Below are 25,290 nucleotides of genomic sequence, written 5' to 3'. Positions count from 1 at the left end.
GCGGCTCTGCCGCCATTCAGGCCAGCGGGATCGCCTGCTCCAGCAGGGAACGCACGGACCGCATCCCCTCTTTCAGGTTGAGCTCGATCTCCTCCATCGAGAGGACACCCGGCCCCCGCCCGGCCGCCGCGTTGGCGACGACGGCGATGGCCGCGTAGCACAGACCCAGCTCGCGCGCGAGGGAGGCCTCGGGCATCCCGGTCATCCCCACGATGTCGCAGCCGTCCTGCTCCAGACGGTCCACCTCCGCCGCGGTCTCCAGGCGCGGTCCCTGCGTCGCGCCGTAGACGCCGCGAACCGCGACCTCGAGCCCGGCGCGTTGCCCGGCCTCGATCAGGGTCTCGCGCAGGGGCTCGCAGTAGGGCTCGGTGAAATCCACGTGGACCACGTGATCGAGCTCGTCCTCGAAGAACGTGTGCGCCCGCCCGTAGGTGTAGTCGACGATCTGGTGGGGAACCACCAGTCGCCCGGGCAGGTCGAGCCCCGGGCGGATGCCGCCGACCGCGTTCACCGCAATCACCTGGCAGGCCCCTGCCTCCCGCAGCGCCCAGAGATTCGCCCGATAGTTCACCCGGTGCGGGGGGATGGTTCCGCCCGGCCCGTGACGGGCCAGGAACACCACCGGGCAGCCGTGGAAGAGCCCGTGCACCAGCGGCGCCGAAGGCGCTCCCCAGGGGGTGGTCACCGTATCCCGGCGCAGGACCTCGAGCCCCTCCAGGGCGGTGAGCCCAGTGCCGCCGATGAGTGCCACGGTCCTCACGCGCCCTCCTCCCCCCGACCGGTCACAGCCCCCGGACGGCGAAGATGCCGGGGGCGTTGCGCAGGTAGCCGCGGTAGTCCATTCCGTACCCGAAGACGTAGCGGTCGGGCACCTCGAGCCCCGTGAAGTCGGCCCGGCGCAACCCGGGCTTTCTGTCGTGCCGCTTGTGCACCAGGACCGCGCTGTGGACCCGGGCGGCACCGGCCCCCCGGCACCAGTCGAGGATCTCCGTGAGGGTCAGCCCTTCGTCCAGGATGTCGTCCACCACCACGACCACCCGGCCCGAGAGGGGCGTCGCCGGTCTTGCCCGCCACTCGAGCCCCCCGCCCCGGACCCCGCCGCGATAGCGCGTCGCGTGCAGGTAATCCACCTGCAGCGGGAAGGGGAGCCGCCGGAGCAGGCAGCCGAGCGGCGCCATGCCGCCCACCATCACCCCGAGTAGCAGGGGGTCGAGCTTGGCCAGACGCTCGGTCATCGCGGCGGCCATCCCGTCGAGGGCCGCCTCCACGTCCCGTTCCGAGTGCAGGAGGTCCGCCTCCTGCTGGACCCGGCGGACCTCCTCGGGGGTGGGCACGGCGCTCACCATGGCTCACCGCTCCTCTTCGGCCCGGCCGCCGGCGGGGGCGGCAAGAGCGCGGCGCCCCACGCGGTCCCGGGCGAACTGCCAGGCGGAGCGCCCGCTGCGCGACCCGTGCGCCAGCGCCCACCGCAGGGCCTCCCGGCGCAGGTCCTCCGGGTCCTCCTCCCCTGCGCCCAGACGGGCCACCCAGGCCCCCGCGATCTCCAGGTAGTCCTCCTGACCGAAGGGGTAGAAGGAGAGCCAGAGACCGAAGCGCTCGGAGAGCGAGATCTTCTCCTCCACCCCCTCGCCGGGGTGGATCTCGCCGTCCACCGTGCGGGCCTCCAGGTTGTCCTGGAAGTACTCCGGCATCAGGTGCCGGCGGTTGGAGGTCGCGTAGATCAACACGTTCTCCGGCAGCCCCGCGACCGAGCCGTCGAGGGCGGCCTTGAGCGCCTTGTAGCTCGGGTCACCCGCCTCGAACGAGAGGTCGTCGCTGAACAGGATGAAGCGCTCGGCCCGGGCGTCCAGCGCCGCTACGACGTCCGGCAGGTCGACGAGCGCGTGGGCGTCCACCTCGACGAGCCTCAGCCCCTCGCCCCAGAGCTCTTCGAGCAGCGCCTTGACGAGCGACGACTTGCCCGTGCCCCGGGCGCCCCAGAGCAGCGCGTTGTTGGCGGGCAACCCGGCGAGGAACTGGCGGGTGTTGCGGAGCAGCGCCGCCTTCTGGGCGTCCACGCCCCGCAGGTCCTCGAGCCGCACGCGGTGGGGGTGGCGAACCGCCTCGAGGAACCCGCGCCCCCTCTCGCGCCGCCAGCGGAACGCGCGGTACAGGTCCCAGTCCACGGGAGGCGGCGGGCCGGGCACCAGGTGCTCGAGCCTCGCCACGAGCCCGTCCAGGGCCGCCAGGACTCCCGCCCAATCGGGCTCGCTCACGGGACCAGGCGCCGGTACTTGATCCGGTGCGGCTGGTCGGCGTCCTCGCCTTTGCGCCGCCTGAGCTCGGCGTGGTAGTCGGCGTAGTTGCCCTCGAACCACACGACCTGGCTCTCACCCTCGAAGGCCAGGATGTGGGTCGCGATGCGGTCGAGGAACCAGCGGTCGTGGGAGATGACCACGGCGCAGCCCGGAAACGCCAGCAGTGCCTCCTCGAGCGCCCGCAGGGTCTCCACGTCGAGGTCGTTGGTGGGCTCGTCCAGCAGCAGGACGTTGCCGCCGCTCTTCAGCAGCTTCGCGAGGTGGACGCGGTTGCGCTCACCCCCCGAGAGGTCGCCCACCCGCTTCTGCTGGTCGGGGCCCTTGAAGTTGAAGCGCCCCACGTAGGCGCGGGACGGCACCTCGTACTTGCCGACCACGATGATGTCCTGGCCGTCGGAGATCTCCTCCCACACCGTCTTGCTCCCCTCCAGGGAGTCACGGCTCTGGTCCACGTAGGCGATCTGTACGGTGGGTCCCACCCGCAGCTCGCCGCCGTCGGGCGCCTCGCGCCCGGTGATCATCCGGAACAGCGTGGTCTTGCCGGCCCCGTTCGGACCGATGACCCCGACGATGCCCCCGCGCGGGAGGTTGAACGAGAGCCCGTCGATGAGAAGCCGGTCGCCGAAGCCCTTCTTCAGGTCGACCGCCTCCACCACCAGGTCGCCCAGTCGCGGCCCCGGCGGAATGTAGATCTCCTTCGTCTCGCTTCGCGCCTGGTACTCCTGGGAGGACAGCTCCTCGAACCGCGCGATCCGGGCCCGGCTCTTGGCGTGCCGGCCCTTGGGGTTCGCGCGCACCCACTCGAGCTCGGACAGCATCGCCTTCTGGCGGGCGCTCTCCTGCTTCTCCTCCACCTCGAGCCGGCGCTCCTTCTGCTCGAGCCAGGAGGAGTAGTTGCCCTCCCAGGGGATCCCGCGGCCGCGGTCGAGCTCCAGGATCCAGCCGGCCACGTTGTCGAGGAAATACCGGTCGTGGGTGACCGCCACCACGGTTCCCGGGTACTCCTGGAGAAACCGCTCGAGCCAGGCGACCGATTCGGCGTCCAGATGGTTCGTGGGCTCGTCCAACAGGAGCATGTCCGGAGTGGAGAGGAGCAGCCGGCAGAGCGCCACGCGCCGCCGCTCGCCGCCGGAGAGTCGGGTGACGTCGGCGTCCCAGGGCGGCAGGCGCAGGGCGTCGGCGGCCACCTCGAGGCGGCGGTCCAGGTCGTGCGCGTCGGCCGCGTGGATCAGGTTCTCGAGCTGGGCCTGCTCGGCAGCCAGGGCCTCGAAGTCGGCGTCCGGCTCGGCATACGCGGCGTACACCGCGTCCAGCCGCTCCTGTGCCTGCTTGAGCGCCGCGAGCGCCTCCTCCACGTTTCCGCGAACGTCCTTCGCGGGGTCGAGCTGCGGCTCCTGGGGCAGGTACCCGATCCGGATCCCCGGCTGGGGCCGGGCCTCGCCGAGGATCTCGGTGTCGACCCCCGCCATGATCCGGAGCAAGGTCGACTTGCCGGATCCGTTCAGACCGAGCACCCCGATCTTCGCCCCGGGGAAGAAGGAGAGCGAGATGTCCTTCAGGATTTCCCGCTTGGGGGGCACGACCTTGCCCACCCGGTTCATGGTGTAGATGAATTGCGCCATTGGGACCGCCGAGTCTCGCCGAATTCGGGCGCCATGATCGCACAGACCGCCAGGCCTGTCCCTAGACCGCCGCTGCAGGGTGGGGCGCCCCTCTGGTAGACTTCCAGGCTCACGATCTGGCCGTCCTGGTGCCTGGCAATCGAGGGAAAACCATGTTTTCGAGCGACATGACCATCGCGGGCTTCGATGACGAGCTCGCCGCCGCCATCAGAGCCGAGCGCCGGCGCCAGGAGGAGCACATCGAGCTCATCGCCTCCGAGAATTACGCCAGCCCCCGGGTGCTCGAAGCCCAGGGCTCGGTGCTGACCAACAAGTACGCGGAAGGCTACCCCGGGAAGCGTTACTACGGCGGCTGCGAGTTCGTCGACGTCGCGGAGCGGCTCGCCATCGAGCGGGCCAAGACCCTCTTCGGCGCGGCCTACGCCAACGTCCAACCCCACTCCGGCTCGCAGGCCAACGCCGCCGTCTACATGGCGCTGCTCAGCCCCGGCGACACCATCCTGGGAATGAGCCTCGACGCAGGCGGCCACCTCACCCATGGGGCCAAGCCGAATTTCTCCGGCAAGATCTACCGCGCCGTCCAGTACGGGGTGGAGCGGGACACCGGGCTCATCGACTACGCCGAGGTGGAGCGCCTCGCGCTCGAGCACCGGCCGAAGATGATCGTGGCCGGGTTCTCGGCCTACTCCCGTATCGTGGACTGGGAGCGCTTCCGGGCGATCGCCGACGCGGTCGGCGCGTACCTCTTCGTCGACATGGCCCACGTGGCGGGCCTCGTGGCGAGCGGCCTCTACCCGAGCCCGGTACCGGTGGCGGACGTGGTGACCACCACCACCCACAAGACCCTGCGGGGACCCCGCGGGGGACTGATCCTCGCCCGCTCCAACCCGGAACTGGAGAAGAAGTTCAACTCACTGGTCTTCCCCGGGACCCAGGGTGGGCCCCTGATGCACGTGATCGCCGCCAAGGCGGTGGCCCTCCAGGAGGCGCTCCAGCCGGGCTTCCGCGAGTATTCGCGGCAGGTGGTGAGCAACGCCCGGGCCATGGCGGGGGCGTTCCTGGAACGCGGGTTCAAGGTGGTCTCGGGAGGTACGGACAACCACCTGTTCCTGCTCGACCTGGTGGCCCGGGGAGTCACCGGGAAGGAGGCCGACGCCGCCCTGGGGCGGGCCAACATCACGGTCAACAAGAATGCCATTCCCGGGGACCCGCAGCCGCCGATGGTGACGAGCGGGATCCGCGCGGGCACACCCGCCGTGACGACCCGGGGGTTCTGCGAGGCAGAGTGTCGGGAGCTGGCCGGCTGGATGTGCGACATCCTGGACGACGTCCGCGACGAGGCGGTCATCGCCCGGGTCCGGCAGCAGGCGCTCTCCCTCTGCGAGAGATTCCCCGTCTACTCCCCGGCGTAAGGCGCGGTGCGCTGCCCCTTCTGCGGAGCGCCCGATACCCGCGTGGTGGATTCGCGCCTCGGGGGCGAGGGCGACTCGGTGCGGCGCCGGCGCGAGTGTCTGGAGTGCAAGGAGCGCTTCACCACCTATGAGACCGTCGAGCTGAGCCTGCCGCGGGTCGTGAAATCGGACGGCAGCCGCCAGCCCTTCCTCGAGGAGAAGCTGCGGGCCGGCATGGCGCGGGCCCTGGAGAAGCGGCCGGTGGGGGCCGACGACCTGGAGCGGGCGGTGAGCCGCATCAAGAAGCGCCTGATCGCCCACCCGGAGCGGGAGATCGCGAGCCGCACCATCGGCGAGTGGGTCATGGACGAGCTGCGCGGGCTCGACCAGGTGGCGTACGTGCGCTTCGCCTCGGTCTACCGCAAGTTCCAGGACCTGCAGGATTTCCGGGACGAGGTCGAGCGCCTCCAGCACACCCTCTCCCCCGAGCAGAGGAAGCAACAGCTGCCCCTGCTGCCGGAGGAGCGTTAGCCCCGCACCCATGTTCTCCGGCGACGACCACGGCCACATGGGTCGCGCCCTGCGCCTCGCGGAGCGCGGGCTCTACACGACGGAGCCCAACCCCCGCGTCGGCTGCGTGCTGGTACGGGACGGTGCGGTCGTGGGTGAAGGCTGGCACGAGCGCGCGGGCGAGCCCCACGCGGAGGTCCTGGCGCTGCGCGCCGCCGGCCCACGGGCCGCAGGCGCCACTGCCTACGTGACGCTCGAGCCCTGCGCGCACCACGGCCGCACGCCGCCCTGCACCGAGGCGCTGGCCGCGGCAGGCGTCACACGGGTGGTGGTGGCCATGGAGGACCCCAATCCCCTCGTCCGGGGGGCGGGGCTCGCCCGGCTGCGGTCCGCCGGGGTCACCGTGGAGTGCGGTCTGCTCGAGGCGCAGACCCGCGCCCTCAACCCCGGTTTCGTGATGCGGATGACGCACGGCCGGCCGTACGTAAGGGCCAAGCTCGGCATGAGCCTGGACGCCCGCACCGCCATGGCCTCGGGGGAGAGCCGCTGGATCACGGGGCCCGAGGCCCGCCGGGACGTGCAGCGCCTGCGCGCGCGCAGCGCCGCGATCCTGACCGGGATTGGCACCGTGCTCGCCGACGACCCGTCCCTGACCGTACGGGCCGCGGACCTCGGGGAGCCTCCGCCCCCGGGGGGCTGGCGCCAACCCTTGCGGGTGGTCCTCGACCCCCGCCTCAGCACGCCCCCGAGCGCAAGGATGCTCACGGTGCCGGGCCGTACCCTGATCGCGACCTGCTGCCCGGACGAGGAGGTCCCCGAGGCGATTATCGACGGCACGGCCGAGGTGATACGATTCCCGGGGCACAGCGACGGCATCGACCTGCTGCCCCTGCTCCACTACCTGGCGCAGGAAGAGGAGGTCAACGAGATGCTGCTGGAGGCGGGGGCAACGCTGAGCGGGTCCATGCTGCGGGCCGGGTTGGTGGACGAACTGGTCCTGTATGTGGCACCGAAGATCCTGGGGTCGGACGCCCGCGGCCTGTTCCGCTTGCCCGGGCTGGAGCGGATGGAGGAGGCCGTCGGACTGGAGATCCTGGAGGTTCGCGCCATCGGCAACGACTGGCGCGTCACGGCCCGGCCCTCCGTCCCGTAGCCCAAGGCATGTTCACCGGCATCATCGAGGCCGTCGGCAGGGTGCTCGCGCGGGAGGACCGGCGAGGCGACGCGCGTCTGCGGGTGGCCGCGGGCGGCCTCGACCTCGGCGACGTGCGGGTCGGTGACAGCATCGCCGTGAACGGGGTGTGCCTCACCGCGGTCGAGCTTCCCGGCGACGGGTTCTGGGCGGACGTGTCGGCGGAGTCCCTGTCCCGGACGACCCTCGGGGCGCTGCGGCCCGGCGACCCGGTCAACCTGGAAAAGGCGTTGACACCCACCAGCCGGCTCGGGGGCCACCTGGTCGCGGGCCACGTGGACGGCGTCGGCCGGGTCCTGGAGCGCCGCCCCGAGGCGCGGTCGGTGCGCTTCGTGATCGAGGCCCCTCGGGAGCTCGCCCGTTACATCGCCGAAAAGGGCTCCATCGCGGTCGACGGGGTCAGCCTGACCGTGAACCGCGTGGAAGGCGCCCGCTTCGATCTCAACATCGTCCCCCACACCATCCAGGGGACCACGATCGACCAGTACCAGCCGGGGCGCCCGGTGAACCTGGAGGTCGACGTGATCGCCCGCCACCTGGAACGCCTCCTCCTGGGCGACCGCGCCGCGGAGCCCGCTGGCGGCGTGACCCTGGAACTGCTGGCCCGCCACGGCTTCGTGAAGTAGACGCGGCGGCTCCGGCGGCACACCCGAGCACGGATCCGGAAACCATGGATTTCAACACCATCGAAGACATCATCGAAGACATCCGCGCCGGCCGCATGGTGCTCATCATGGACGACGAGGACCGGGAGAATGAGGGCGACCTGATCATGGCGGCCTCCCTCGTCCGGCCCGAGGACATCAACTTCATGGCCCGGCACGGACGGGGGCTCATCTGCCTCACGCTCACCCGCGAGCGCTGCGAGCAGCTGCGGCTCCCGTTGATGGTGCGCGAGACCTCGGACGCGCACCGCACGAACTTTACCGTCACCATCGAGGCCGCCCGCGGCGTGACCACCGGCATCTCGGCGGCCGACCGGGCCACGACCGTTCGCGCGGCGGTGGCCCCCGACGCGCGCCCGAGCGACCTGGTCCACCCCGGGCACGTCTTCCCCATCATGGCCCAGCCGGGCGGGGTCCTGACCCGCGCGGGCCACACCGAGGCCGGCTGCGACCTGACGCGACTCGCCGGGCTCGAGCCGGCGGCGGTGATCGTCGAGGTCATGAAGGAAGACGGGACGATGGCGCGCCGTGCCGATCTGGAGGAATTCGCCCGAGTGCACGGGATCAAGATCGGGACCATCGCCGACCTGATCCGCTACCGGATGATGAACGAGAAGACCGTCCAGCGTGTGGCCGAGTGCGACATGCCGACAAAGTTCGGCCGCTACCGCCTGGTCGCCTATCGCGAGACGGGGACCGGCGTCGCGCACTTCGCCCTCGCCATGGGACAGGTCTCGCCGAAGGAGCCTGCGCTGGTGCGCGTGCACATCCAGGACAGCCTCTGCGACCTGTTCGACAGCCAGCGCGAAGAGTGCGGTTGGCCGCTGAGCGACGTGATGCACCACATCTCCGAGACCGGCTCCGGCATCGTGGTGGTCCTGCGCCAGCACGAGGATTCCGAGGACCTGCTGCAGCGGGTGCTCCATTACCGGGACCGGGACCACGGCGAGGAGATCGCGCGCCGCGAGCCGGGAGAGAATCTCCGGACCTACGGCGTCGGAGCCCAGATCCTGCTGGACCTCGGTGTGCGGCAGATGCGGGTTCTGTCCGCCCCGAAGAAGATGCACGCCATCTCGGGCTTCGGTCTGGAGGTGGTGGGGTACGTGACCGGTCAGCCTGAGTGAGGCGGGAGGGGACGATGACAGACGTGACCATGCTCGAGGGCGAATTCCGCGCGGAGGGTGCGCGCTTCGCGATCGTCGTGAGCCGTTTCAACAGCTTCGTGGTGGAGAACCTGCTCACCGGCGCCATGGACGCCCTCACCCGCCACGGGGTCGCCCGCTCCGACGTCACCATCGTGCGCGTGCCGGGCGCGTGGGAGATCCCCCTCACGGCCCAGCGCCTGGCGGCGAGCGGGCGCTTCGACGCCATCGTGGCCGTCGGCGCGGTCATCCGCGGGGGCACGCCGCACTTCGAGTACGTGGCGGGGGAGACGGTCAAGGGCCTCGCCCAGGTCACCCTGGCGCACAGCGTCCCCATCGGGTTCGGTGTGCTCACGGTCGACAGCATCGAGCAGGCGATCGAGCGCGCGGGCACGAAGGCCGGCAACAAGGGCGCCGAGGCCGCGCTCTCCGCCATGGAGATGGTCAGCCTCCTGCGCAAGATCTCCCCATGAGCCCTCCCGCCGGGCGCGGCCACCAGGCCCGCCGACACGCCCGGCGCGCGGCGCTCCAGGCGGTGTACCAGTGGCAGATGACGGCCCAGGAGCCGGCCGACATCGAGCGCCAGTTCCGGGAAGAGCAGGACATGGGGCGGGTGGACACCGAGTACTTTCACGAGCTCGTTCACGGCGTGCCCACCCGCGTCGCCGAGCTGGACGCCTTCCTCGCCCCCCTCCTCGACCGTCCGCTCGCCCAGGTCGATCCGGTGGAACGGGCCATCCTGCGACTCGCGGCCTACGAGCTGGCGCAACGCCCCGAGGTCCCCTACCGCGTGGTCCTCAACGAGGCGGTGGACATCGCACGCCTCTTCGGCGCCGAGCAGGGCCACCGCTACGTGAACGCGACCCTCGACCGGCTGGCGCGCCAGCTCCGCCCCCTCGAGACCGGGGGTTCCCAGCCGGAGTGACCCTGCCCCCGGGACCCGGCGCGCGAAGGGCAACGCAGGCGGGAGTCGGCCAGGAGGCGCCCCGCCCCTGGGGCGCGGTCGGCGTGCCCCCGGGTGCCGCGCTGGTCGTCGCCGTGGACACGCTGGTGGCAGGGGTCCACTTTCCCCTCGAAACCCCCGCGGCCGCCGTCGGCCACAAGGCGCTCGCCGTGAACCTGAGCGACCTGGCCGCGATGGGCGCGAGCCCCCTGGCCTGCAGCGTCGCTCTGAGCCTGCCGGCGTCGGCCCCTTGGCTCGAGGAGTTCCATCGGGGGCTGCAAACGCTGGCGGGCCGCTACGGGGTGCGGCGGGTCGCCGAACACCACGTCTTGGGCCCTCTCCGGGCCACCGTGGAGGTCTACGGCCACGTGCCGGAGGACGCAACCATCCTGCGCCGGGGTGCGCAGCCGGGCGACGAGGTGTACGTGTCCGGCACCCTGGGCGACGCGGCCTTTGCTCTCGAGATCCTCCGGGGCCGACACCCGCTGGCCCCCGCAGTCCTCGCGCGGGTGCGGGACCGGCTGGACCGGCCCGAGCCCCGCGTCGCACTGGGCCTCGCGCTTCGTGGGCTGGCGAGTGCGGCGATCGACGTGTCCGACGGGCTGGTCCCGGACCTGCGGCACGTGCTGGCCGCGAGCCGCGTGGGCGCCGAGGTAGAGGCCGCCCGCCTGCCGCTCTCCGAGACCCTGCGCGCGGCGCTGGATCCGGTGAGCGGTTGGCGGTTGGCGCTGGGGGGCGGGGACGACTACGAACTGCTCTTCACGGCACCCGCGGGGCGCCAGGACGAGGTCTCCCGGGCGGCACGCAAGGCCGGCGTCTTGGTGACCCGGATCGGCCGTATCGTCGCCACACCCGGCCTCGCCTGTCACGGCCCGGGCGGCGCACCCCTGGCCTTGCCCCACGGTTACGAGCACTTCAACCTGGCGGCCGCGCCACCCGTACCGGCGTGATTGGCATATCGAGCTTTCGACCCACCGGCCGCTACAGCTGCATAGACCAGGAACCATGGGGACCACGGCTCGCGCCCCCACGGGAAGCGCGGCGAGAAACCGGGGCGCTTTCGTACTACACTCTTCCGCGCGCTGGCTGAGGTCTCCGTGAGCCATCGGGGGGTGGATCACGCATGGTGGATAACCGGATTCTCCGCACCGCTGCGCTGACCGGGCTCGGTTGCGCCGCAGCCCTTTTCCTCTTTTCGTCCCAGGCTCGTGCCGACATCTACCGCTACGTGGACCCGCGCGGCACGGTCCACTTCACGGACAAGCCCTCGCACCCGGGATACAAGCTCTTCATGCGCTCGGAGGCGAAGCCCGCCGTGCCGACGGGGCTGGCGGAGGCGCGCGCGGCCCTGCGGGCCCGCCCGGCGAGTAAACGCTCGTCCGGTTCGAAGGAGTTCTCGCCCCTCGTGCACGAGGCCTCGCAGCGCTGGGGCGTGAGCCCCGCACTGGTCCACGCCGTGATCACCGCCGAGTCCAACTACGACCCGGAGGCCCTGTCCCGGGCTGGAGCCATGGGCCTCATGCAGCTCATGCCCGGGACTGCGCGACGCTTCGGGGTCGCAGACCCCTGGGACCCGGAACAGAACGTCCACGGCGGCGTGCGCTACCTGCGCGAGCTGCTGGACCGTTTCCAGAACCTGAAGCTCGCCCTGGCCGCCTACAACGCCGGGGAGGGTGCGGTGGAACAGCACGGAAACCAGGTCCCTCCGTACGGGGAGACCCAGACCTACGTGCAGCGCGTCATGGGGCTCTTCTTCCGCAATCTCGATCGGGACGGCTGACGCCCCGCCGGCGCGGCATCCGCGCCCATCCCAGTTCCCTGCCCCGGGTGCCACGTCCGGCGCGAGGCCGGAGCGCGATGCGCCGCGCCCTTGACAGCGTACAGGCATTCCCTTACACAGCCTACTGGATCTTTATTAAAGGTTAATTCGGGCCCGGGCGGCCCAACCCGAATCCACGGGGGCGTAGACCATGGGGACGCAGGAGTCCGAAGCGCAGTCCTTGCCATTGCCGGCCCTGGACGCCGGCAGAGGCCTCGACATGGAGGAGTGGGAGCTCCATCGCACGGCGCACGCCGTCAAGGCGATGGCGCACCCCCTGCGCCTGCGGCTGCTCTGCCTCATCGGCGGGGGCGAGGTCTCGGTGCAGGAGCTCACGAACCGGGTGGAGCAGACGTCCCAGAGCAACGTCTCCCAGCATCTGGCGCACATGCTGGAGCGCGGAGTGCTCGGAAACCGCAAACGGGGAAACCAGGTCCTGTACCGCATCCGCGATCAGCGCGTCCTGTCGTTGATGGTCGCGATGCGCTCGGTCTTCTGTCACGAGAGCCACTGAGGCTCCCCCCCCGCCCGCGCCGGCACCGGGCGCGCGTCCCCGCGTGTCCCTGAGCGAGTTCGCCCTGATCGAGCGGTATTTCGACCGGTCCCGGCGGCGGGCGGACGTCCGCGTGGGGATCGGGGACGATGCCGCAGTCCTGATGCTTCCTCCCGACACCGAGGCGGTGGTCGCGGGGGCGAGCCGGTCGGTCGAGACTCCGGACTCCGGGCTACCGCCCCCGGCCGAGTGGGCCCACGGCGTGCTCGAGGAGGCCCTCGCGAGGCTCGCGGCAGCCGGTGGGACACCGGCGTGGCTCACGCTCGCGATCACCCTGCCAACCCCGGACGTGGAGTGGGTCGAGGCCTTCAGCGGGACCCTCCTCGAGCTCGCGGCACGGGCCGGACTCGAGTTGGTGGGTGGAGACACCACCGCCGGACCCGCGTCCGTCACGCTACACGTCCAGGGCTGGGTCGCGAAGGAACACCCCGATCCCCGCGAGCGCCCCCCACGCGCGGCAGAGGGCTGCCCCCGGTCGCCAACACCCGCGCCGCGCACCGAGGGGGAGCTCCTGAAGCGGGCGGAGGGGCTGGCCGGCCGGCGGCTCGAGGAGCTCGGCCGGGCGTTCGGGCTGGCGGCCCCCCCCGACCTTCGTCGGGCCAAGGGCTGGGCGGGACAGCTCGTCGAGGCGTGGCTTGGCGCGGACGCGGGGTCGCTCGCCGAGCCCGATTTCCGGGCGCTGGGGATCGAGCTGAAGACACTGCCCGTCGGAAGGGACGGTGCGCCGCTCGAGTCCACCTACGTGTGCACCGTCCCCCTCGAGGGTGCGTGCGCCGAGACGTGGGAGGCCAGCTGGGTCCGGCGCAAGCTCGCCCGGGTGCTCTGGGTGCCCATCGAGGCCGACCGGGGGATCCCCGTGGGGGCACGCCGAATCGGCAGCCCTCTCCTCTGGTCCCTGGAGCCGGACCTGGAGGAAACGCTGCGGGCGGACTGGGAGGAGCTGATGGAGATGGTCTGTCTCGGCCGTCTCGGGGAGCTCTCTGCGCGAGCCGGTACGTTCCTGCAGGCGCGTCCCAAGGCCGCGAGCTCGCGGACCCTCTGTCGAGGGGTCGGCGAGGACGGAGCCCCTGTCTGGACGAACCCGCGCGGCTTCTACCTGCGGACCGCCTTCACGCGGGAGGTCCTCCGCCGGCACTACGCCCGGCCCCGCTGACCCCCCGAACGCCCAGCCACCCGCCGCCCCGCCACCCTCTGCCCCGGGCCGGCGCCGGACTCCGGGCCCCGTGGTACATTGAAGGCGACGCGATTGCGGCAGATGAGACCATGACCGCCCCAGGTCCTCTCCCTCCCGAGCGGCTCCATCGCCGCTGCGACCCCGAATCCCTGCCGTTCGCATCCACCGACGAGCTACCGGACCCGGAGACCGTCGTGGGCCAGAAGCGCGCCATGGACGCCCTGCGCTTCGGCACCGGGATCCGTCAGCCCGGCTTCAACCTGTTCGTGCTGGGGCCGCCCGGCCTGGGCAAGCACGAGGTCGTCCGCCGGGTCCTCGAAGAGCGCGCCCGCACGGCGCCGGTGCCGTCCGACTGGTGCTACGTGCACAACTTCGCGCAGCACCACCGGCCCGTCGCCCTGCGCCTGCCCCCGGGACGGGGGGCAGCCCTGCGCCAGGACATGGTGCAGCTGCTCGAGGACCTGCGCAGCGCGGTCCCCTCCGCCTTCGAGAGCGACCCCTACAGGACGCGGGTGCAGGAGATCGAGGAGGAGTTCAAGGAGCGGCAGAGCCAGGCCTTCGGCGAGCTCGGTCACGAGGCGAACCAACAGGGCATCGCCCTCATCCACACCCCGACGGGCTTCGCCTTCGGTCCCGTGAGGGACGGGGAGGTGCTCTCACCCGCCGAGTTCGAGAAGCTGCCGAAGGATGAACAGGCCCGGGTCGAGCAGGCGGTGGCGGCGCTTCAGGAGAAGCTCAAGCGCCTGCTCGCGCGGGTACCCGGTTGGCAGAAGGAGACCCGCGCCAAGCTGAAGGAGCTCAACCGGGAAGTGGCCCGCTTCGCCGTCGGCCACCTCATCGACGAGTTGCGCAAGGCCTACGCGGAGCTTCCCCAGGTCCTCGCCTATCTCGACGCCGTGGGGCAGGACGTCGTCGAGAACGTGGACGATTTTCGCAAGTCGGACGAAGAGCGCCCGGCGTTTCTCGTCTTCGGGGGTGGCGGGGGCCCCTCCTTCCGGCGCTACCGCGTGAATCTCCTCGTGGACCACGGCCGCAGCCCCGGGGCTCCCGTGGTCGTGGAGGACAATCCCATCTACCAGAACCTCATCGGCCGCGCCGAGCACGTCGCGCAGATGGGAACCCTGGCCACGGACTTCACGCTGGTCAAGCCCGGGGCGCTGCACTGGGCCAACGGCGGGTATCTGGTGCTGGATGCACGCAAGGTGCTGATGGCCCCCTACGCATGGGAGGGGCTGAAGCGCGCCCTGTCCGCGCGCAGCATCCGGATCGAGTCCCTCGGCGAGATATTGAGCCTCATCAGCACGGTGTCGATCGAGCCCGAGCCCATACCCCTCGATGCGAAGGTGGTGCTGGTGGGGGACCGCGCGCTCTTCTACGCGCTGCAATACCTCGACCCCGAGTTCTCCGAGCTCTTCAAGGTCCTCGCCGACTTCGACGAGGAGATCGAGCGCACGGACGACACGCAACTCGAATATGCGCGACTCCTCGCCTCGGTGGCCCGGCACGAGGGCCTGCGGCCTCTCGAGCGGGACGCCGTGGCCCGGGTCCTCGAGGAGAGCGGGCGGCTGGCGGCGGACACCGAGAGGTTCTCCACCGCCCTGCAACGGGTGGCCGATCTGCTACGGGAGGCGGACTACTGGGCCGGGGAGGCCGGGCGCGGCCAGGTCCGCGCCGACGACGTGCAGCGCGCCGTGGATGCCCGGGAGCACCGCTCGAGCAGGGTGCGCGAAAGGGTCCAGGACGACATTCGGCGGGGGACTCTCGTCATCGACACCCGGGGCAGCGCCGTTGCCCAGGTGAACGGCCTCTCAGTCATCCAACTCGGCGACTACGCCTTTGGCCAGCCCTCCCGGATCACGGCGACCGCCCGGCTCGGCGACGGGAAGGTCGTCGACATCGAACGCGAGGTCGAGCTGGGCGGGGCCATCCACTCAAAAGGGGTGCTCATCCTCTCCCACTTCCTCGCTCGCCGCTTCGGGCGCAACCAGCCGCTGTCCTTTTCCGCGAGCCTCGCCTTCGAGCAGTCCTACGCCATGGTGGAGGGCGACAGCGCCTCACTCGCCGAGGCGTGCGCCCTTCTCTCCGCGCTCGCGGACCTCCCGGTCCGCCAGTCGCTCGCGGTGACGGGGTCGGTGAATCAGCGCGGGGACGTGCAGGCGGTCGGCGGCGTCAACGAGAAGATCGAGGGCTTCTACGAGGTCTGCCGCCTGCAGGGCCTCGACTCCCGGCAGGGGGTCCTGCTCCCGGCCGCCAACGTCAAACACCTGATGCTGCGGCGGGACGTCGTGGAGGCGGCGGAGGCCGGGAGCTTCGCCGTGTACCCCGTGAGCACCGTGGACGAGGCGGTGGAGCTGCTGACCGGCCTGCCCGCGGGCGAGCCCGACGGGGATGGCCTCTACCCGCCGGACACGGTGAACGGACGGGTGCAAGCGAGGCTGGCGGAGCTGACGGTGCTCGCCCAGACCTACGCCACGGCGCTGAGGGGCGTTTCCGAGGAAGATGAGCCCGACTGAGCGGGGCCTCGAACGGATCCTGGTGGCACTGGACGCCTCGGCCAGCGGCCGCGCGGCCCTGGCGGCTGCCGCTGCACTGGCGGCCGAGCTTCAGGCCGAGCTGCTCGGCCTCTTCGTCGAGGACGCCAACCTCCTGCGGCTCGCCTCGCTCCCGCTCGGCGCCCGGAGCGCGTGGGGGCCTGCGGCCGCGGAGACCCGCGACGAGGAAACGATGGCGCGGGCCCTGCGCGCGGAGGCGGCACGGCTGCGCGACCTTCTCGCCCGGGAGGCCGAGCGCCTGCACCTGAGGTGGTCGTTCCGGGTGGCGCGCGGCGCCGTCGCGCGGGAGCTCGTCGAGGCCGCGGAGCGCGTCGACCTGGTGGTCATGGGCTCGGCGGGAGGCAACCCCGCGATCGGCGGCAGCCTCGGGTCCACGGCCCGTGCCGTGGCGCAGCTCTCACCGAGCAGCGTGGCGTTCCTCAGACCCGGCGCCGTTCCGGGCCGACCCGTTGCCGTCCTCTGCGACGGCTCCGGGGCCGCCCTGCGGGCCCTGGCGGTGGCCGGCCGGCTCGCGCGCGAGGACGGGCGGAATCTCGTCGCCCTGGTGCCCTCCCGGGCCCAGGGGCGAGCGCCGAGCCTCACTTCCGAGGTCGAGGCACGCCTGCGCGCCCAGGGGCTGGAGGCGAAGGTCCACGAGGTCCCCTCGGAGAGCCCCGGGGCCCTCGCCGCGGAGGTCCGTGCCGCGGGCGGCCACCTGCTGGTTCTGCCAGCCGGTCACCCGCTCTGCGAGGCAACCGCGTTCGCCGCGCTGCTCGAGCGCGTCGGGTGCCCGGTCGTCATCGCCCGCTGAGGCCGACTCAGTGGCCCCCGGTGAGGGGCACGAACGCCACCGGAAGCACCTCGGTCTCCGACACCAGCCCCCCCTCCCCCTTCTGGAGCAGGAGGAGACGCTGGGGCAGATAGGGCTCGCCCACCGGGATCACGAGGCGCGCCCCGGGCTTCAACTGCTCCACCAGGGCGGGAGGAACGGCCCGCGCGGCCGCGGTCACCAGGATCCCGTCGTAGGGCGAGTGCTCCACCCAGCCGTGATACCCGTCGCCGACCCGCGTCTCGACATTGAGGTAACCGAGCGCCGCCAGCCGCTCGGAGGCCCGCACCGCCAGGGCCTCGATGATCTCGAGCGAATACACCCGCGACACCACGCGGGAGAGAACCGCCGCCTGGTATCCGGAGCCCGTGCCGACCTCGAGGACCACGTCTCCCGGCTCGGGGTCCAGCAGGTCGGTCATCAGCCCCACGATGAACGGCTGGGAGATCGTCTGCCCGTGCCCGATGGGCAGGGGACCGTCGTCATAGGCGTGGGGACGCATCCCCTCTTCCACGAAGGCGTGCCTCGGGACGCGCCGGAGCGCGTCGAGGACGCGGTCCGAGACCCGTGCACGCCCGGTGAGGCCGCGCGTCAGCGCGACCTCACGCTCGATGTCGCGGAGCATGCGCTCCGCCTCGGTGTCGCGGCTAGAGGGGTGCGTGGCGCGCCACCTCCTCGCGTTTCTGCTCCCGGCGCACCAGCTTCACCAGGTCGGAGAGCTCACCCACGATGAACTGCAGCAGGTCGTCCATGGTCAGGATCCCCACCAGCTCGCCGTGGTGACCCACGATGGGCAGCCTGCGCACCCCCATGGCGCGCATGCGCATGATGGTCTCCCAGATGCCGTCTTCCTCGCGGGCCGTCAGCAGCTCCGCCCCCATCACGTCCCCCACGATGACGGTCTCCACCGGGACCTCCTGGGCGAGGATCTCGATGGACAGGTCCCGGTCGGTGACGACCCCGACGGGCTTCAGAGGCTGCACGCCGTCGGCGACGACGACCACACAGCCCACGTGGAACTGGCGCATGAGCTTCGCCGCCCGCACCACCGGCGCGCTCTTCTCGATGGTGACGACTTCACGGTTGCAGATCTCGCCGACCGACATGGTGCTCTCCTCCGTCTTGGTTAGTGCGCCCCAGCCATGCCGCCGCCCCTGCAGCCCTGGAACGGGTCGCCGATGTCCGAGCAGGGCCGTCGCTCGCGGCGCACAGCCCGCGGCCCCTGAACGTGCGTTGTATTCTAACTGCCGGGTACTTGCACGGCGACCGCGCTGCGGTCACAGGCGATCGAGATCAGGGGGACGATGGACACCACCCGACCCGGGAGTACCTGGGAGCACTTTCCCCACCAGGCGGACATCGGAGTCCGCGGCCGCGGAGCGACGCCCGCCGAGGCCTTCGTGCAGGGCGCCCTGGCCTTGACCGCGGTCATCGTGCCCCCCGCGGAGGTGGCAGCCGCGCATCCCGTCGAGCTCGTCTGCGAGGCGCCCGACCTGGAGTTGCTCTTCGCCGATTGGCTGAACGCCCTCGTCTTCGAGATGGCGACCCGCCGCATGCTGTTCGGGCGCTTCGAGGTGCACATCGACGGAACCCGGCTGCAGGCCACCGCCTGGGGTGAGCCCGTCGACCGAGACCGCCACCACCCGGCCGTGGAGGTGAAGGGCGCCACGTACACCGCCCTGCGGGTCGCCCGGGAGCCCGACGGGGCCTGGGTGGCCCAGGCGGTGGTGGACGTCTGAGAGTCCGCGGTGTCGTACCCTTAGGGGTGACCCGACCACACCCCGGACAGGGCAGCCGCCCCGAGCGACCCATGGACACCTCCCGCCTCGCCCGTGTCAGCGAATTCGAGTGGCGCATCGCCCCGCAGGGCCCGATGCGCGTGCCGGGCGTCCTGTATGCAAGCGAGACGCTCCTGCGCGGCATGGACGACAAGGTCTTCGAGCAGGTCTGCAACGTCGCGAGCCTGCCGGGGATCGTCCAGGCGTCCTACGCGATGCCCGACGCCCACTGGGGCTACGGGTTTCCCATCGGCGGCGTGGCCGCGTTCGACCCGGCCGAGGGCGGGGTCGTCTCGGCCGGCGGTGTCGGCTTCGACATCTCCTGCGGGGTCCGCTCGCTCCACACGGGGCTCACCCGCGACGACGTGGAGCCACTCCGGCGCGAGCTCGCCGACGACCTGTACGCCTTCATCCCCGCCGGGCTCGGCAGCACCGGGGCGGTCCGCCTCGATGCCCGGCAGATGGACGCGATGCTCGCGGGCGGCGCCCAGTGGGCCGTCGAGCAGGGCTGGGGCGGGCACGAGGACCTGGAGCGCATCGAGGAGCACGGGCGGATGCGCGGTGCCCGCCCGGACCAGGTCTCCGAGCAGGCGAAGAAGCGTCAACGCTCGGAGATGGGCACGCTCGGGTCCGGCAACCACTACGCCGAGGTCCAGGAGGTGGTCGAGGTCTACGACCGGCAGACCGCGGCCGCCTTCCATCTGCGCCCGGGCGACATCCTCGTCAGCATCCACTGCGGGTCCCGGGGCCTCGGACATCAGATCGGCACGGATTTCCTCAAGCACATGGCGGTCGAGGCGCCGCGGCACGGGGTCTCGCTGCCCGATCGGGAGCTGGCCTGTGCACCCATCGATTCCGAGCTCGGCCAGTCCTACCTCGGGGCCATGCGGGCCGGCATCAACTGCGCACTCGCCAATCGCGAGATCCTGACCCACCTGACCCGGCTGGCGTTCGCCGAGCGATTCCCCCGCGCGGACCTCAGGCTTCTCTACGACGTCTCGCACAACACCTGCAAGGTCGAGGAGCACGAGGTCGACGGGCGCAGGCGGCAGCTCTTCGTGCACCGCAAGGGCGCGACCCGCGCGTACGGTCCCGGCCACCCGGACCTGCCCGCAGCCCTGCGCGCGGCCGGACAGCCGGTCCTCGTCGGGGGCACCATGGGGACGTCCTCCTACGTGCTGGTGGGCACCACCGAGGGCGAGGGTCGCTCCTTCAGCTCCGCCTGCCACGGCGCCGGGCGCGCCATGAGCCGCCACCAGGCCACCCGGCAGTGGCAGGGGCGCGACGTGCTGGAGCGCCTCGCCCGCGACGGGGTCGTGGTGCGCAGTCCCTCCCTGCGCGGGATCGCCGAGGAGGCGCCGGGCGCGTACAAGGACGTCTGCGCGGTGGTGGACGCGACGGAGTCCGCGGGCCTCGCCCGCAAGGTGGCCCGCCTGAAGCCGCTCGTCTGCGTCAAGGGATAGGGTATAGTCACCGCGAGACCCGCGACTGTGGCGAACCACGTGGATCCCCAGGGAAACCCTCCCGCGAACACCGGCCCGGGCCCGGCCTGATCGGACGTGCTCGCGAAGCTCATCGTCCTCCTGGGCGTCGTGGTGGGCGTCCTGCTCGCCCTGCGCTGGTTCACCCGCACTCCGCCGCGCCAGGTCACGCGTCTCCTGCGACGAATCGCGATGGGCGTCCTCGTGGGTGGCGCCATCCTGCTGGCGGCCACCGGCCGCCTGAACTGGGTGTTCGCCGCGCTCGCCGCCGCCGTGCCGCTGGTGCAGCGCCTGGCCTCCCTCCTCCAGATCGCCCCGCTCCTGCAACGCCTGATGGCGACGTGGAGGGGCCAACCGGACCCGCAGGGGACCCGGGGCAGTGACCCGGGGGACCAGGGGCCGACCACCCGCGCCCAGGGACCCATGACGCGTGCGCAGGCCTACGAGGTCCTCGGGCTGAAGCCCGAGGCGACCGTGGAGGAGATCCGCGAGGCCCACCGGCGGCTGATGCAGAAGGTGCACCCCGACCGGGGTGGCTCGGACTACGTGGCCGCGCTCGTCAACCGCGCCAAGGACGTGCTGCTGAAGGGCTGAGCCTCGGCCCTCAGCCGAGCTGCTCGCGGATCGCCAGGAAGCGCACGTCCGGCCAACGCTCCAGGGTCAGGTTCAGGTTGACCTGGCTCGGCGCCAGATAGACCAGCTCACCCGCGTGGTCCGTGCCCAGGTTCCCCGCATTGCGGTCGCGAAACTCCGCGAGCCTGCGCGCGTCGTCGCAGGCGACCCAACGGGCGGTCGCGACCGGGACCGGCTCGAAGGCACAGTCCACCCGGTACTCGTCACGCAGGCGATAGGCCACCACGTCGAACTGCAGGATCCCCACCGCGCCCAGCACCACGTCGTTGCCCGCGAGGGGCCGGAAGACCTGGGTGGCCCCCTCCTCGCAGAGCTGATCCAGGCCCTTCTGAAGGGCCTTCGCCTTGAGGGGGTCGCGCAGTCGGACCCGGCGGAAGATCTCGGGGGCGAAATTCGGGATGCCGGTGAACTTGAGGGGCTCGCCTTCCGTGAAGGTGTCGCCGATCCGGATCGTCCCGTGGTTGTGCAGGCCGATGATGTCCCCCGGGTACGCCTCTTCCAGGTGCGCGCGGTCGGAGGCGAGGAAGGTGAGCGCGTCGGAGACCCTGATCTCCTTGCCGGCACGCACGTGGAAGAGCTTCATCCCCTTGCGGTAGACACCCGAGCACACGCGCAGGAAGGCGATGCGGTCCCGGTGCGCCGGGTCCATGTTCGCCTGGATCTTGAAGACGAAGCCGCTGAAGACTCCTTCCTCCGGCCGGACCTCCCGGGTCTCGGTCGCGTACGGCTGCGGGGCGGGGGCCCACTCCACGAAGGAGTCCATCAGCTCGTCGACCCCGAAGTTGTTCAGCGCGGTGCCGAAGAACACGGGGGTCAGGGCGCCCGCGCGATAGGCCGCGAGGTCGAAGGGGTGGCTCGCGCCCCGCACGAGCTCCATCTGCTCGCGCAGCTCCGCGGCGTAGGGCCCCAGGGCCTCTTCGAGCAGCGGGTTGTCGATGCCGTGCAGCACCCCGCCCTCGCTCCAGCGGCGGGCAGCATTCGGGGCGTAGAGGTGAACGGTGTCGTTCAGGATGTGGTAGATGCCCCGCAGCTCGCGGCCCATGCCGATGGGCCAGGTGACGGGCGCACCGCGGATGCGCAGCACCCGCTCGATCTCGTCGAGGAGCTCCAGAGGCTCACGCCCGTCCCGGTCCAGCTTGTTCACGAAGGTCACGATCGGCGTGTCCCGCAGCCGGCAGACCTCCATCAGTTTGACCGTGCGCTCCTCGACACCCTTGGCCGCGTCGATGACCATCAGCGCGGCGTCGACGGCGGTCAGGGTGCGGTAGGTGTCCTCCGAGAAGTCCGCGTGACCCGGGGTGTCCAGGAGATTCACCACCCGCCCCCGGTACGGGAACTGCATCACGGAGGAGGTGATGGAGATCCCCCGCTCCTTCTCCATCTGCATCCAGTCCGAGGTGGCGTGACGCGCAGCCTTGCGCGCCTTGACCGTCCCGGCCATCTGGATCGCGCCCCCGAACAGCAGGAGCTGCTCGGTCAGGGTGGTCTTGCCGGCGTCGGGGTGGGAGACGATGGCGAAGGTGCGGCGGCGGGAGGTTTCTTCGATGTGGGTGGACACGGGGGCTAGAGAGACGAAGCCCCGCTCGAGGCGGGGCTTCGCGTCGAAGTGGCTCGACGTTACGTCAGGCGGGGCTGACCTGCCGGGCCTGCAGACCCTTGGGGCCCTTCTCCACCTCGAAGTTGACCCGCTGCCCCTCGGCCAGGGAACGGAACCCGGAGCCCGCGATCGCGCTGTAGTGCACGAACACGTCCTCGCCACCGTCCGCAGGCGCGATGAAGCCGAAACCCTTGGCGTCGTTAAACCACTTCACTGTTCCAGTACGCATAGGTAACTGCCTTTCCTCAAAGAATCATTCAGAGTGTGCCTTGCTTGCAGGCTCTCGGCGGGGATGTTACGGGGTAGACCCAGCGGGATTTTCCGGAACGACCGACGCGACGCAACTGCAGGCCCCCCTATGAGAGCACACTTTTCGCGTGATTGCCAATCCTGCCGCCCGCCCCCGGACGCCCCCCCACGGCCGGGGGCCCCGCCACCCCCCCTCCGCGGCTCCTCGCGGGGCCGGCCCTGCCCCAGGCCCCGGGGCGCCGGCGTCCTCGCTGGGCGTCCGCGCTGTCTATAATGCGCCCGAACGATACGCTCGAACCCGCGCGCGCCCCGAAGGAAACGAGCCGACCCATGCCACCCCGCAGCAAATCGCTTCGCAACAGCCACCCCGTGCCCGGCCTCACCGAGCTGCCGGCCCTCGGCCTCGACGCGGCGAGCCTCTCCCTCGATTTCCGCCGGTATTTCAGCCACACGCTGGGCAGGGACCGGCACTGCCGCTCGGTGCACTACCCCTTCGAGGCGATCGCCATGGCCATCCGCGACCGCCTGATGCAGCGCTGGAAGAACACCTTCGACGCCTACTACGCGCAGGACTCGCGCCGCGTGCACTACCTGTCCCTCGAGTTCCTGATGGGCCGCAGCCTGAGCAACGCGATGTTGAGCCTGGGCATCACCGACACCGTGCACCGCGCGCTCTACGACCTCGGCATCTCGCTCGAGGAGCTCGTGGACGCCGAGCACGACGCGGGGCTCGGCAACGGAGGCCTGGGGCGGCTGGCGGCCTGCTTCCTCGACAGCTGCGCGGCGCTCCAGCTGCCCGTGATGGGCTACGGCATCCGCTACGAGTACGGGATGTTCCGCCAGCGGATCGAGAACGGGTTCCAGGTCGAGGAACCCGACCACTGGCTGCGCGACGGCAACCCCTGGGAGCTGGAGCGCCCCGAGTACACCCGCCGGGTCCAGTACGGAGGGCGCACGGAGACCTACCACGACGAGCGGGGCGAGTGGCGCGTGCGCTGGGTCGACAGCCAGGACGTTCTCGCCCTGCCCTACGACCTCCCGATCCCCGGGTACCGCAACGGCACGGTGAATACGCTGCGGCTGTGGAAGGCAGCGGCAACCGACGAGTTCAACCTCGGCGAATTCAACGCGGGGAGCTACCCCGAGTCGGTCGCGGCGAAGAACGCCGCAGAGCACATCACGATGGTGCTCTACCCGAACGACGCCAGCGAGAACGGCAAGGAGCTGCGCCTGCGCCAGCAGTACTTTCTCGCCTCGGCCACGCTGCAGGACGTGATCCGCCAGTGGCAGCGCTTTCACGGCAAGGACTTCAGCGAATTCGCAGAAAAGAACTGCTTTCAGCTGAACGACACGCACCCCGCGATTGCGGTCGCCGAGCTGATGCGCCTGTTGATGGACGTCTACGGCATGGGCTGGAACGAGGCGTGGGGCGTCACCAACCGCACCATGGCCTACACCAACCACACGCTGCTGCCCGAGGCCCTCGAGCGCTGGCCCGTGCGCCTGTTCCAGCACCTGCTGCCCCGCCTTCTCGAGATCATCTACGAGATCAACGCCCGGTTCCTGGCCCAGGTCGCCCAGCGCTGGCCCGAGGAGCCCGGCCGGTTGCAGCGCATGTCGATCATCGAGGAGACCGCGGATCCGCAGGTGCGCATGGCCTATCTGGCCATCGTCGGAAGCTGCTCCGTCAACGGCGTCGCCGAGCTGCACTCACGCCTGCTGCGCGAAGGGCTGTTCCGCGACTTCTACGAACTGTGGCCCGCGAAGTTCAACAACAAGACCAACGGCGTCACGCAGCGCCGCTGGCTGGCGGCCGCCAATCCCGGCCTGGCCGGGCTCGTCAGCGAGGCGATCGGCGATGGCTGGGTGACCGACCTGGGCCAACTCGCCCGGCTCGCGCCGCTCGCTGGGGACGCCGCCTTCCGCGAGCGCTGGGTCAAGGTCCGGGAGGCCAACAAACAGCGGGTTGCCGAATTCGTCCGGCACGAGAGTGGTGTGTCGGTCGACCCGGCCGCGATGTTCGACGTTCAGGTCAAGCGGATCCACGAGTACAAGCGCCAGCTCCTGAACGTCCTGCACCTGATCCACCTCTACCTGCGGGTGAAGGACGGCGAGACCGCCGACTGGACCCCGCGCACGGTCGTCTTCGGAGGCAAGGCCGCCCCCGGCTACGCGATGGCGAAGCTCATCGTCAAGCTCATCAACAACGTCGCCCGGGTGCTGAACGAGGACCCGGCGGTCGCCCCGTTCCTGCGCGCGGCGTTCCTGCCGGACTACCGTGTGTCGGGCATGGAGGTGATCGCCCCGGGCACCGACCTCTCGGAGCAAATCTCCACCGCCGGCAAGGAGGCGTCGGGGACCGGGAATATGAAGTTCATGATGAACGGGGCGGTCACCATCGGCACCCTGGACGGCGCCAACATCGAGATCCGCGAAGCGGTCGGAGACCCGAATTTCTTTCTCTTCGGGCTCACCGCCCAGGAGGTCGAGTCCCTGAGGGGACGCTACGACCCGCAGGGCATCGTCGCGGGCGACCCGGCCCTGCGCCGGGTGCTGGAGCTGGTGCGGTCGGGACACTTCAACCGGTTCGAGCCCGGCCTCTTCGACCCCATCGTCGCCGCCGTCACCAGCCCCCACGACCCCTGGATGGTCGCCGCCGATTTCCGCGCGTACGCCGAGGCACAACAGCGGGCGTCGCAGGCATACCGCGACCGCGGGCGGTGGACACGGATGAGCGTCGCCAATACGGCGGCCAGCGGGCGGTTCTCCTCCGATCGCACCATCGCCCAATACGCGAGCGACATCTGGAGGGTCGAGCCGGTGGCCCCCCTGCCGCTCGCCTGAAGGGGCGCCGAGACACACACCTTCGCCCGGCCGGTCCGGG

At 71.1% G+C, this 25,290-nt stretch carries 25 protein-coding genes; 17 read left to right on the top strand and 8 right to left on the bottom strand.

Annotated features, from left to right (window positions below; translation table 11 throughout):
• Positions 1-16 precede the first annotated feature (16 nt).
• Genes KA217_02305 through ettA form a run of 4 tightly spaced genes read right to left on the bottom strand, consistent with a single transcriptional unit; the run spans position 17 to position 3,919 of the window.
• A complete protein-coding gene (locus KA217_02305; GenBank protein ID MBP7711289.1) occupies positions 17-760 on the bottom strand; it encodes an S-methyl-5'-thioinosine phosphorylase in 744 nt (247 codons plus the stop codon).
• A 22-nt stretch (positions 761-782) separates the two neighbouring features.
• On the bottom strand, positions 783-1,346 hold the full coding sequence (locus KA217_02300; GenBank protein MBP7711288.1) for a hypoxanthine-guanine phosphoribosyltransferase: 564 nt from the start codon (positions 1,344-1,346) through the stop codon (positions 783-785).
• Between the two features lie 3 nt (positions 1,347-1,349).
• The gene (locus tag KA217_02295) at positions 1,350-2,255 is read right to left on the bottom strand and encodes an ATP-binding protein (GenBank protein ID MBP7711287.1); all 906 of its coding nucleotides are present in this window, start codon (positions 2,253-2,255) and stop codon (positions 1,350-1,352) included.
• On the bottom strand, positions 2,252-3,919 hold the full coding sequence (ettA, locus tag KA217_02290; protein ID MBP7711286.1) for an energy-dependent translational throttle protein EttA: 1,668 nt from the start codon (positions 3,917-3,919) through the stop codon (positions 2,252-2,254). Before ettA ends, KA217_02295 begins: the two co-directional genes overlap by 4 nt.
• A gap of 152 nt (positions 3,920-4,071) precedes the next feature.
• Between ettA and KA217_02285 the strand changes: the two genes are divergently transcribed.
• The 13 genes from KA217_02285 to KA217_02225 all read left to right on the top strand — a co-directional run bounded on the left by KA217_02285 (position 4,072) and on the right by KA217_02225 (position 16,650).
• Entirely contained in the window at positions 4,072-5,331 is a 1,260-nt protein-coding gene (locus tag KA217_02285) for a serine hydroxymethyltransferase (GenBank protein MBP7711285.1), read from the top strand.
• A gap of 6 nt (positions 5,332-5,337) precedes the next feature.
• Positions 5,338-5,841, top strand: coding sequence for a transcriptional regulator NrdR (nrdR, locus tag KA217_02280; protein ID MBP7711284.1), 504 nt, complete (start codon positions 5,338-5,340; stop codon positions 5,839-5,841).
• Positions 5,842-5,851: 10 nt separating this feature from the next.
• On the top strand, positions 5,852-6,973 hold the full coding sequence (ribD, locus tag KA217_02275; GenBank protein MBP7711283.1) for a bifunctional diaminohydroxyphosphoribosylaminopyrimidine deaminase/5-amino-6-(5-phosphoribosylamino)uracil reductase RibD: 1,122 nt from the start codon (positions 5,852-5,854) through the stop codon (positions 6,971-6,973).
• Between the two features lie 8 nt (positions 6,974-6,981).
• Positions 6,982-7,638 (top strand): riboflavin synthase, encoded by a 657-nt coding sequence (locus KA217_02270; GenBank protein ID MBP7711282.1) that lies wholly within the window; start codon positions 6,982-6,984, stop codon positions 7,636-7,638.
• A 44-nt stretch (positions 7,639-7,682) separates the two neighbouring features.
• A complete protein-coding gene (ribB, locus tag KA217_02265) occupies positions 7,683-8,801 on the top strand; it encodes a 3,4-dihydroxy-2-butanone-4-phosphate synthase (GenBank protein MBP7711281.1) in 1,119 nt (372 codons plus the stop codon).
• Positions 8,802-8,815: 14 nt separating this feature from the next.
• Positions 8,816-9,292 carry a 6,7-dimethyl-8-ribityllumazine synthase gene (ribE, locus tag KA217_02260; GenBank protein ID MBP7711280.1) on the top strand — a complete coding sequence of 159 codons (477 nt, stop codon included), beginning with the start codon at positions 8,816-8,818 and terminating at the stop codon, positions 9,290-9,292.
• Positions 9,289-9,744 carry a transcription antitermination factor NusB gene (nusB, locus tag KA217_02255; GenBank protein MBP7711279.1) on the top strand — a complete coding sequence of 152 codons (456 nt, stop codon included), beginning with the start codon at positions 9,289-9,291 and terminating at the stop codon, positions 9,742-9,744. Before ribE ends, nusB begins: the two co-directional genes overlap by 4 nt.
• An 83-nt stretch (positions 9,745-9,827) precedes the next feature.
• Positions 9,828-10,712, top strand: a complete 885-nt coding sequence (gene thiL, locus KA217_02250; GenBank protein ID MBP7711278.1) for a thiamine-phosphate kinase — start codon at positions 9,828-9,830, stop codon at positions 10,710-10,712.
• 173 nt (positions 10,713-10,885) lie between these two features.
• Positions 10,886-11,542: a lytic transglycosylase domain-containing protein gene (locus tag KA217_02245; protein ID MBP7711277.1), complete on the top strand. Its 657-nt coding sequence runs from the start codon at positions 10,886-10,888 to the stop codon at positions 11,540-11,542.
• Between the two features lie 190 nt (positions 11,543-11,732).
• Positions 11,733-12,095: a winged helix-turn-helix transcriptional regulator gene (locus KA217_02240; GenBank protein MBP7711276.1), complete on the top strand. Its 363-nt coding sequence runs from the start codon at positions 11,733-11,735 to the stop codon at positions 12,093-12,095.
• Between the two features lie 394 nt (positions 12,096-12,489).
• Positions 12,490-13,287 carry a DNA mismatch repair endonuclease MutH gene (gene mutH / locus KA217_02235; protein MBP7711275.1) on the top strand — a complete coding sequence of 266 codons (798 nt, stop codon included), beginning with the start codon at positions 12,490-12,492 and terminating at the stop codon, positions 13,285-13,287.
• Positions 13,288-13,397: 110 nt separating this feature from the next.
• A complete protein-coding gene (locus KA217_02230) occupies positions 13,398-15,821 on the top strand; it encodes an AAA family ATPase (GenBank protein MBP7711274.1) in 2,424 nt (807 codons plus the stop codon).
• The gene (locus KA217_02225) at positions 15,808-16,650 is read left to right on the top strand and encodes a universal stress protein (GenBank protein MBP7711273.1); all 843 of its coding nucleotides are present in this window, start codon (positions 15,808-15,810) and stop codon (positions 16,648-16,650) included. The genes KA217_02230 and KA217_02225 overlap by 14 nt, the downstream gene beginning before the upstream one ends.
• A 7-nt stretch (positions 16,651-16,657) precedes the next feature.
• Here the strand turns inward: KA217_02225 and KA217_02220 are convergent, their stop codons facing one another.
• Positions 16,658-17,293: a protein-L-isoaspartate(D-aspartate) O-methyltransferase gene (locus KA217_02220; GenBank protein MBP7711272.1), complete on the bottom strand. Its 636-nt coding sequence runs from the start codon at positions 17,291-17,293 to the stop codon at positions 16,658-16,660.
• Positions 17,294-17,315: 22 nt separating this feature from the next.
• Positions 17,316-17,774, bottom strand: coding sequence for a CBS domain-containing protein (locus tag KA217_02215; protein MBP7711271.1), 459 nt, complete (start codon positions 17,772-17,774; stop codon positions 17,316-17,318).
• Between the two features lie 198 nt (positions 17,775-17,972).
• On the opposite strand from KA217_02215, the gene KA217_02210 reads away from it, so the two are divergent.
• The 3 genes from KA217_02210 (at position 17,973) to KA217_02200 (ending at position 20,521) form a co-directional block, all read left to right on the top strand.
• Positions 17,973-18,407 carry an archease gene (locus tag KA217_02210; GenBank protein MBP7711270.1) on the top strand — a complete coding sequence of 145 codons (435 nt, stop codon included), beginning with the start codon at positions 17,973-17,975 and terminating at the stop codon, positions 18,405-18,407.
• A gap of 71 nt (positions 18,408-18,478) precedes the next feature.
• Entirely contained in the window at positions 18,479-19,909 is a 1,431-nt protein-coding gene (locus KA217_02205; protein ID MBP7711269.1) for an RtcB family protein, read from the top strand.
• A gap of 96 nt (positions 19,910-20,005) precedes the next feature.
• Entirely contained in the window at positions 20,006-20,521 is a 516-nt protein-coding gene (locus KA217_02200) for a DnaJ domain-containing protein (protein ID MBP7711268.1), read from the top strand.
• A 10-nt stretch (positions 20,522-20,531) separates the two neighbouring features.
• Here KA217_02200 and KA217_02195 read toward each other — a convergent pair whose 3' ends face one another.
• Positions 20,532-22,118, bottom strand: a complete 1,587-nt coding sequence (locus tag KA217_02195; GenBank protein MBP7711267.1) for a peptide chain release factor 3 — start codon at positions 22,116-22,118, stop codon at positions 20,532-20,534.
• 64 nt (positions 22,119-22,182) lie between these two features.
• Positions 22,183-22,386, bottom strand: a complete 204-nt coding sequence (locus KA217_02190) for a cold-shock protein (protein MBP7711266.1) — start codon at positions 22,384-22,386, stop codon at positions 22,183-22,185.
• Between the two features lie 350 nt (positions 22,387-22,736).
• Here KA217_02190 and KA217_02185 point away from each other — a divergent pair, with 350 nt between their 5' ends.
• Positions 22,737-25,250: a glycogen/starch/alpha-glucan phosphorylase gene (locus tag KA217_02185; protein ID MBP7711265.1), complete on the top strand. Its 2,514-nt coding sequence runs from the start codon at positions 22,737-22,739 to the stop codon at positions 25,248-25,250.
• Positions 25,251-25,290 lie beyond the last annotated feature (40 nt).

Source organism: Gammaproteobacteria bacterium, assembly GCA_017999615.1.
GTDB lineage: Bacteria > Pseudomonadota > Gammaproteobacteria > JAABTG01 > JAABTG01 > JAGNLM01.
This window is presented reverse-complemented; position numbering and strand designations above follow the sequence as displayed.

Bases quoted from the DNA above. Each gene is read 5' to 3' on its own strand.
- KA217_02300 (MBP7711288.1), bottom strand. From the start codon at position 1,346: ATGGTGAGCGCCGTGCCCACCCCCGAGGAGGTCCGCCGGGTCCAGCAG.
- ettA (MBP7711286.1), bottom strand. From the start codon at position 3,919: ATGGCGCAATTCATCTACACCATGAACCGGGTGGGCAAGGTCGTGCCC.
- KA217_02285 (MBP7711285.1), top strand. From the start codon at position 4,072: ATGTTTTCGAGCGACATGACCATCGCGGGCTTCGATGACGAGCTCGCC.
- ribD (MBP7711283.1), top strand. From the start codon at position 5,852: ATGTTCTCCGGCGACGACCACGGCCACATGGGTCGCGCCCTGCGCCTC.
- KA217_02270 (MBP7711282.1), top strand. From the start codon at position 6,982: ATGTTCACCGGCATCATCGAGGCCGTCGGCAGGGTGCTCGCGCGGGAG.
- ribB (MBP7711281.1), top strand. From the start codon at position 7,683: ATGGATTTCAACACCATCGAAGACATCATCGAAGACATCCGCGCCGGC.
- ribE (MBP7711280.1), top strand. From the start codon at position 8,816: ATGACAGACGTGACCATGCTCGAGGGCGAATTCCGCGCGGAGGGTGCG.
- nusB (MBP7711279.1), top strand. From the start codon at position 9,289: ATGAGCCCTCCCGCCGGGCGCGGCCACCAGGCCCGCCGACACGCCCGG.
- KA217_02245 (MBP7711277.1), top strand. From the start codon at position 10,886: ATGGTGGATAACCGGATTCTCCGCACCGCTGCGCTGACCGGGCTCGGT.
- KA217_02240 (MBP7711276.1), top strand. From the start codon at position 11,733: ATGGGGACGCAGGAGTCCGAAGCGCAGTCCTTGCCATTGCCGGCCCTG.
- KA217_02230 (MBP7711274.1), top strand. From the start codon at position 13,398: ATGACCGCCCCAGGTCCTCTCCCTCCCGAGCGGCTCCATCGCCGCTGC.
- KA217_02225 (MBP7711273.1), top strand. From the start codon at position 15,808: ATGAGCCCGACTGAGCGGGGCCTCGAACGGATCCTGGTGGCACTGGAC.
- KA217_02220 (MBP7711272.1), bottom strand. From the start codon at position 17,293: ATGCTCCGCGACATCGAGCGTGAGGTCGCGCTGACGCGCGGCCTCACC.
- KA217_02215 (MBP7711271.1), bottom strand. From the start codon at position 17,774: ATGTCGGTCGGCGAGATCTGCAACCGTGAAGTCGTCACCATCGAGAAG.
- KA217_02210 (MBP7711270.1), top strand. From the start codon at position 17,973: ATGGACACCACCCGACCCGGGAGTACCTGGGAGCACTTTCCCCACCAG.
- KA217_02205 (MBP7711269.1), top strand. From the start codon at position 18,479: ATGGACACCTCCCGCCTCGCCCGTGTCAGCGAATTCGAGTGGCGCATC.
- KA217_02190 (MBP7711266.1), bottom strand. From the start codon at position 22,386: ATGCGTACTGGAACAGTGAAGTGGTTTAACGACGCCAAGGGTTTCGGC.
- KA217_02185 (MBP7711265.1), top strand. From the start codon at position 22,737: ATGCCACCCCGCAGCAAATCGCTTCGCAACAGCCACCCCGTGCCCGGC.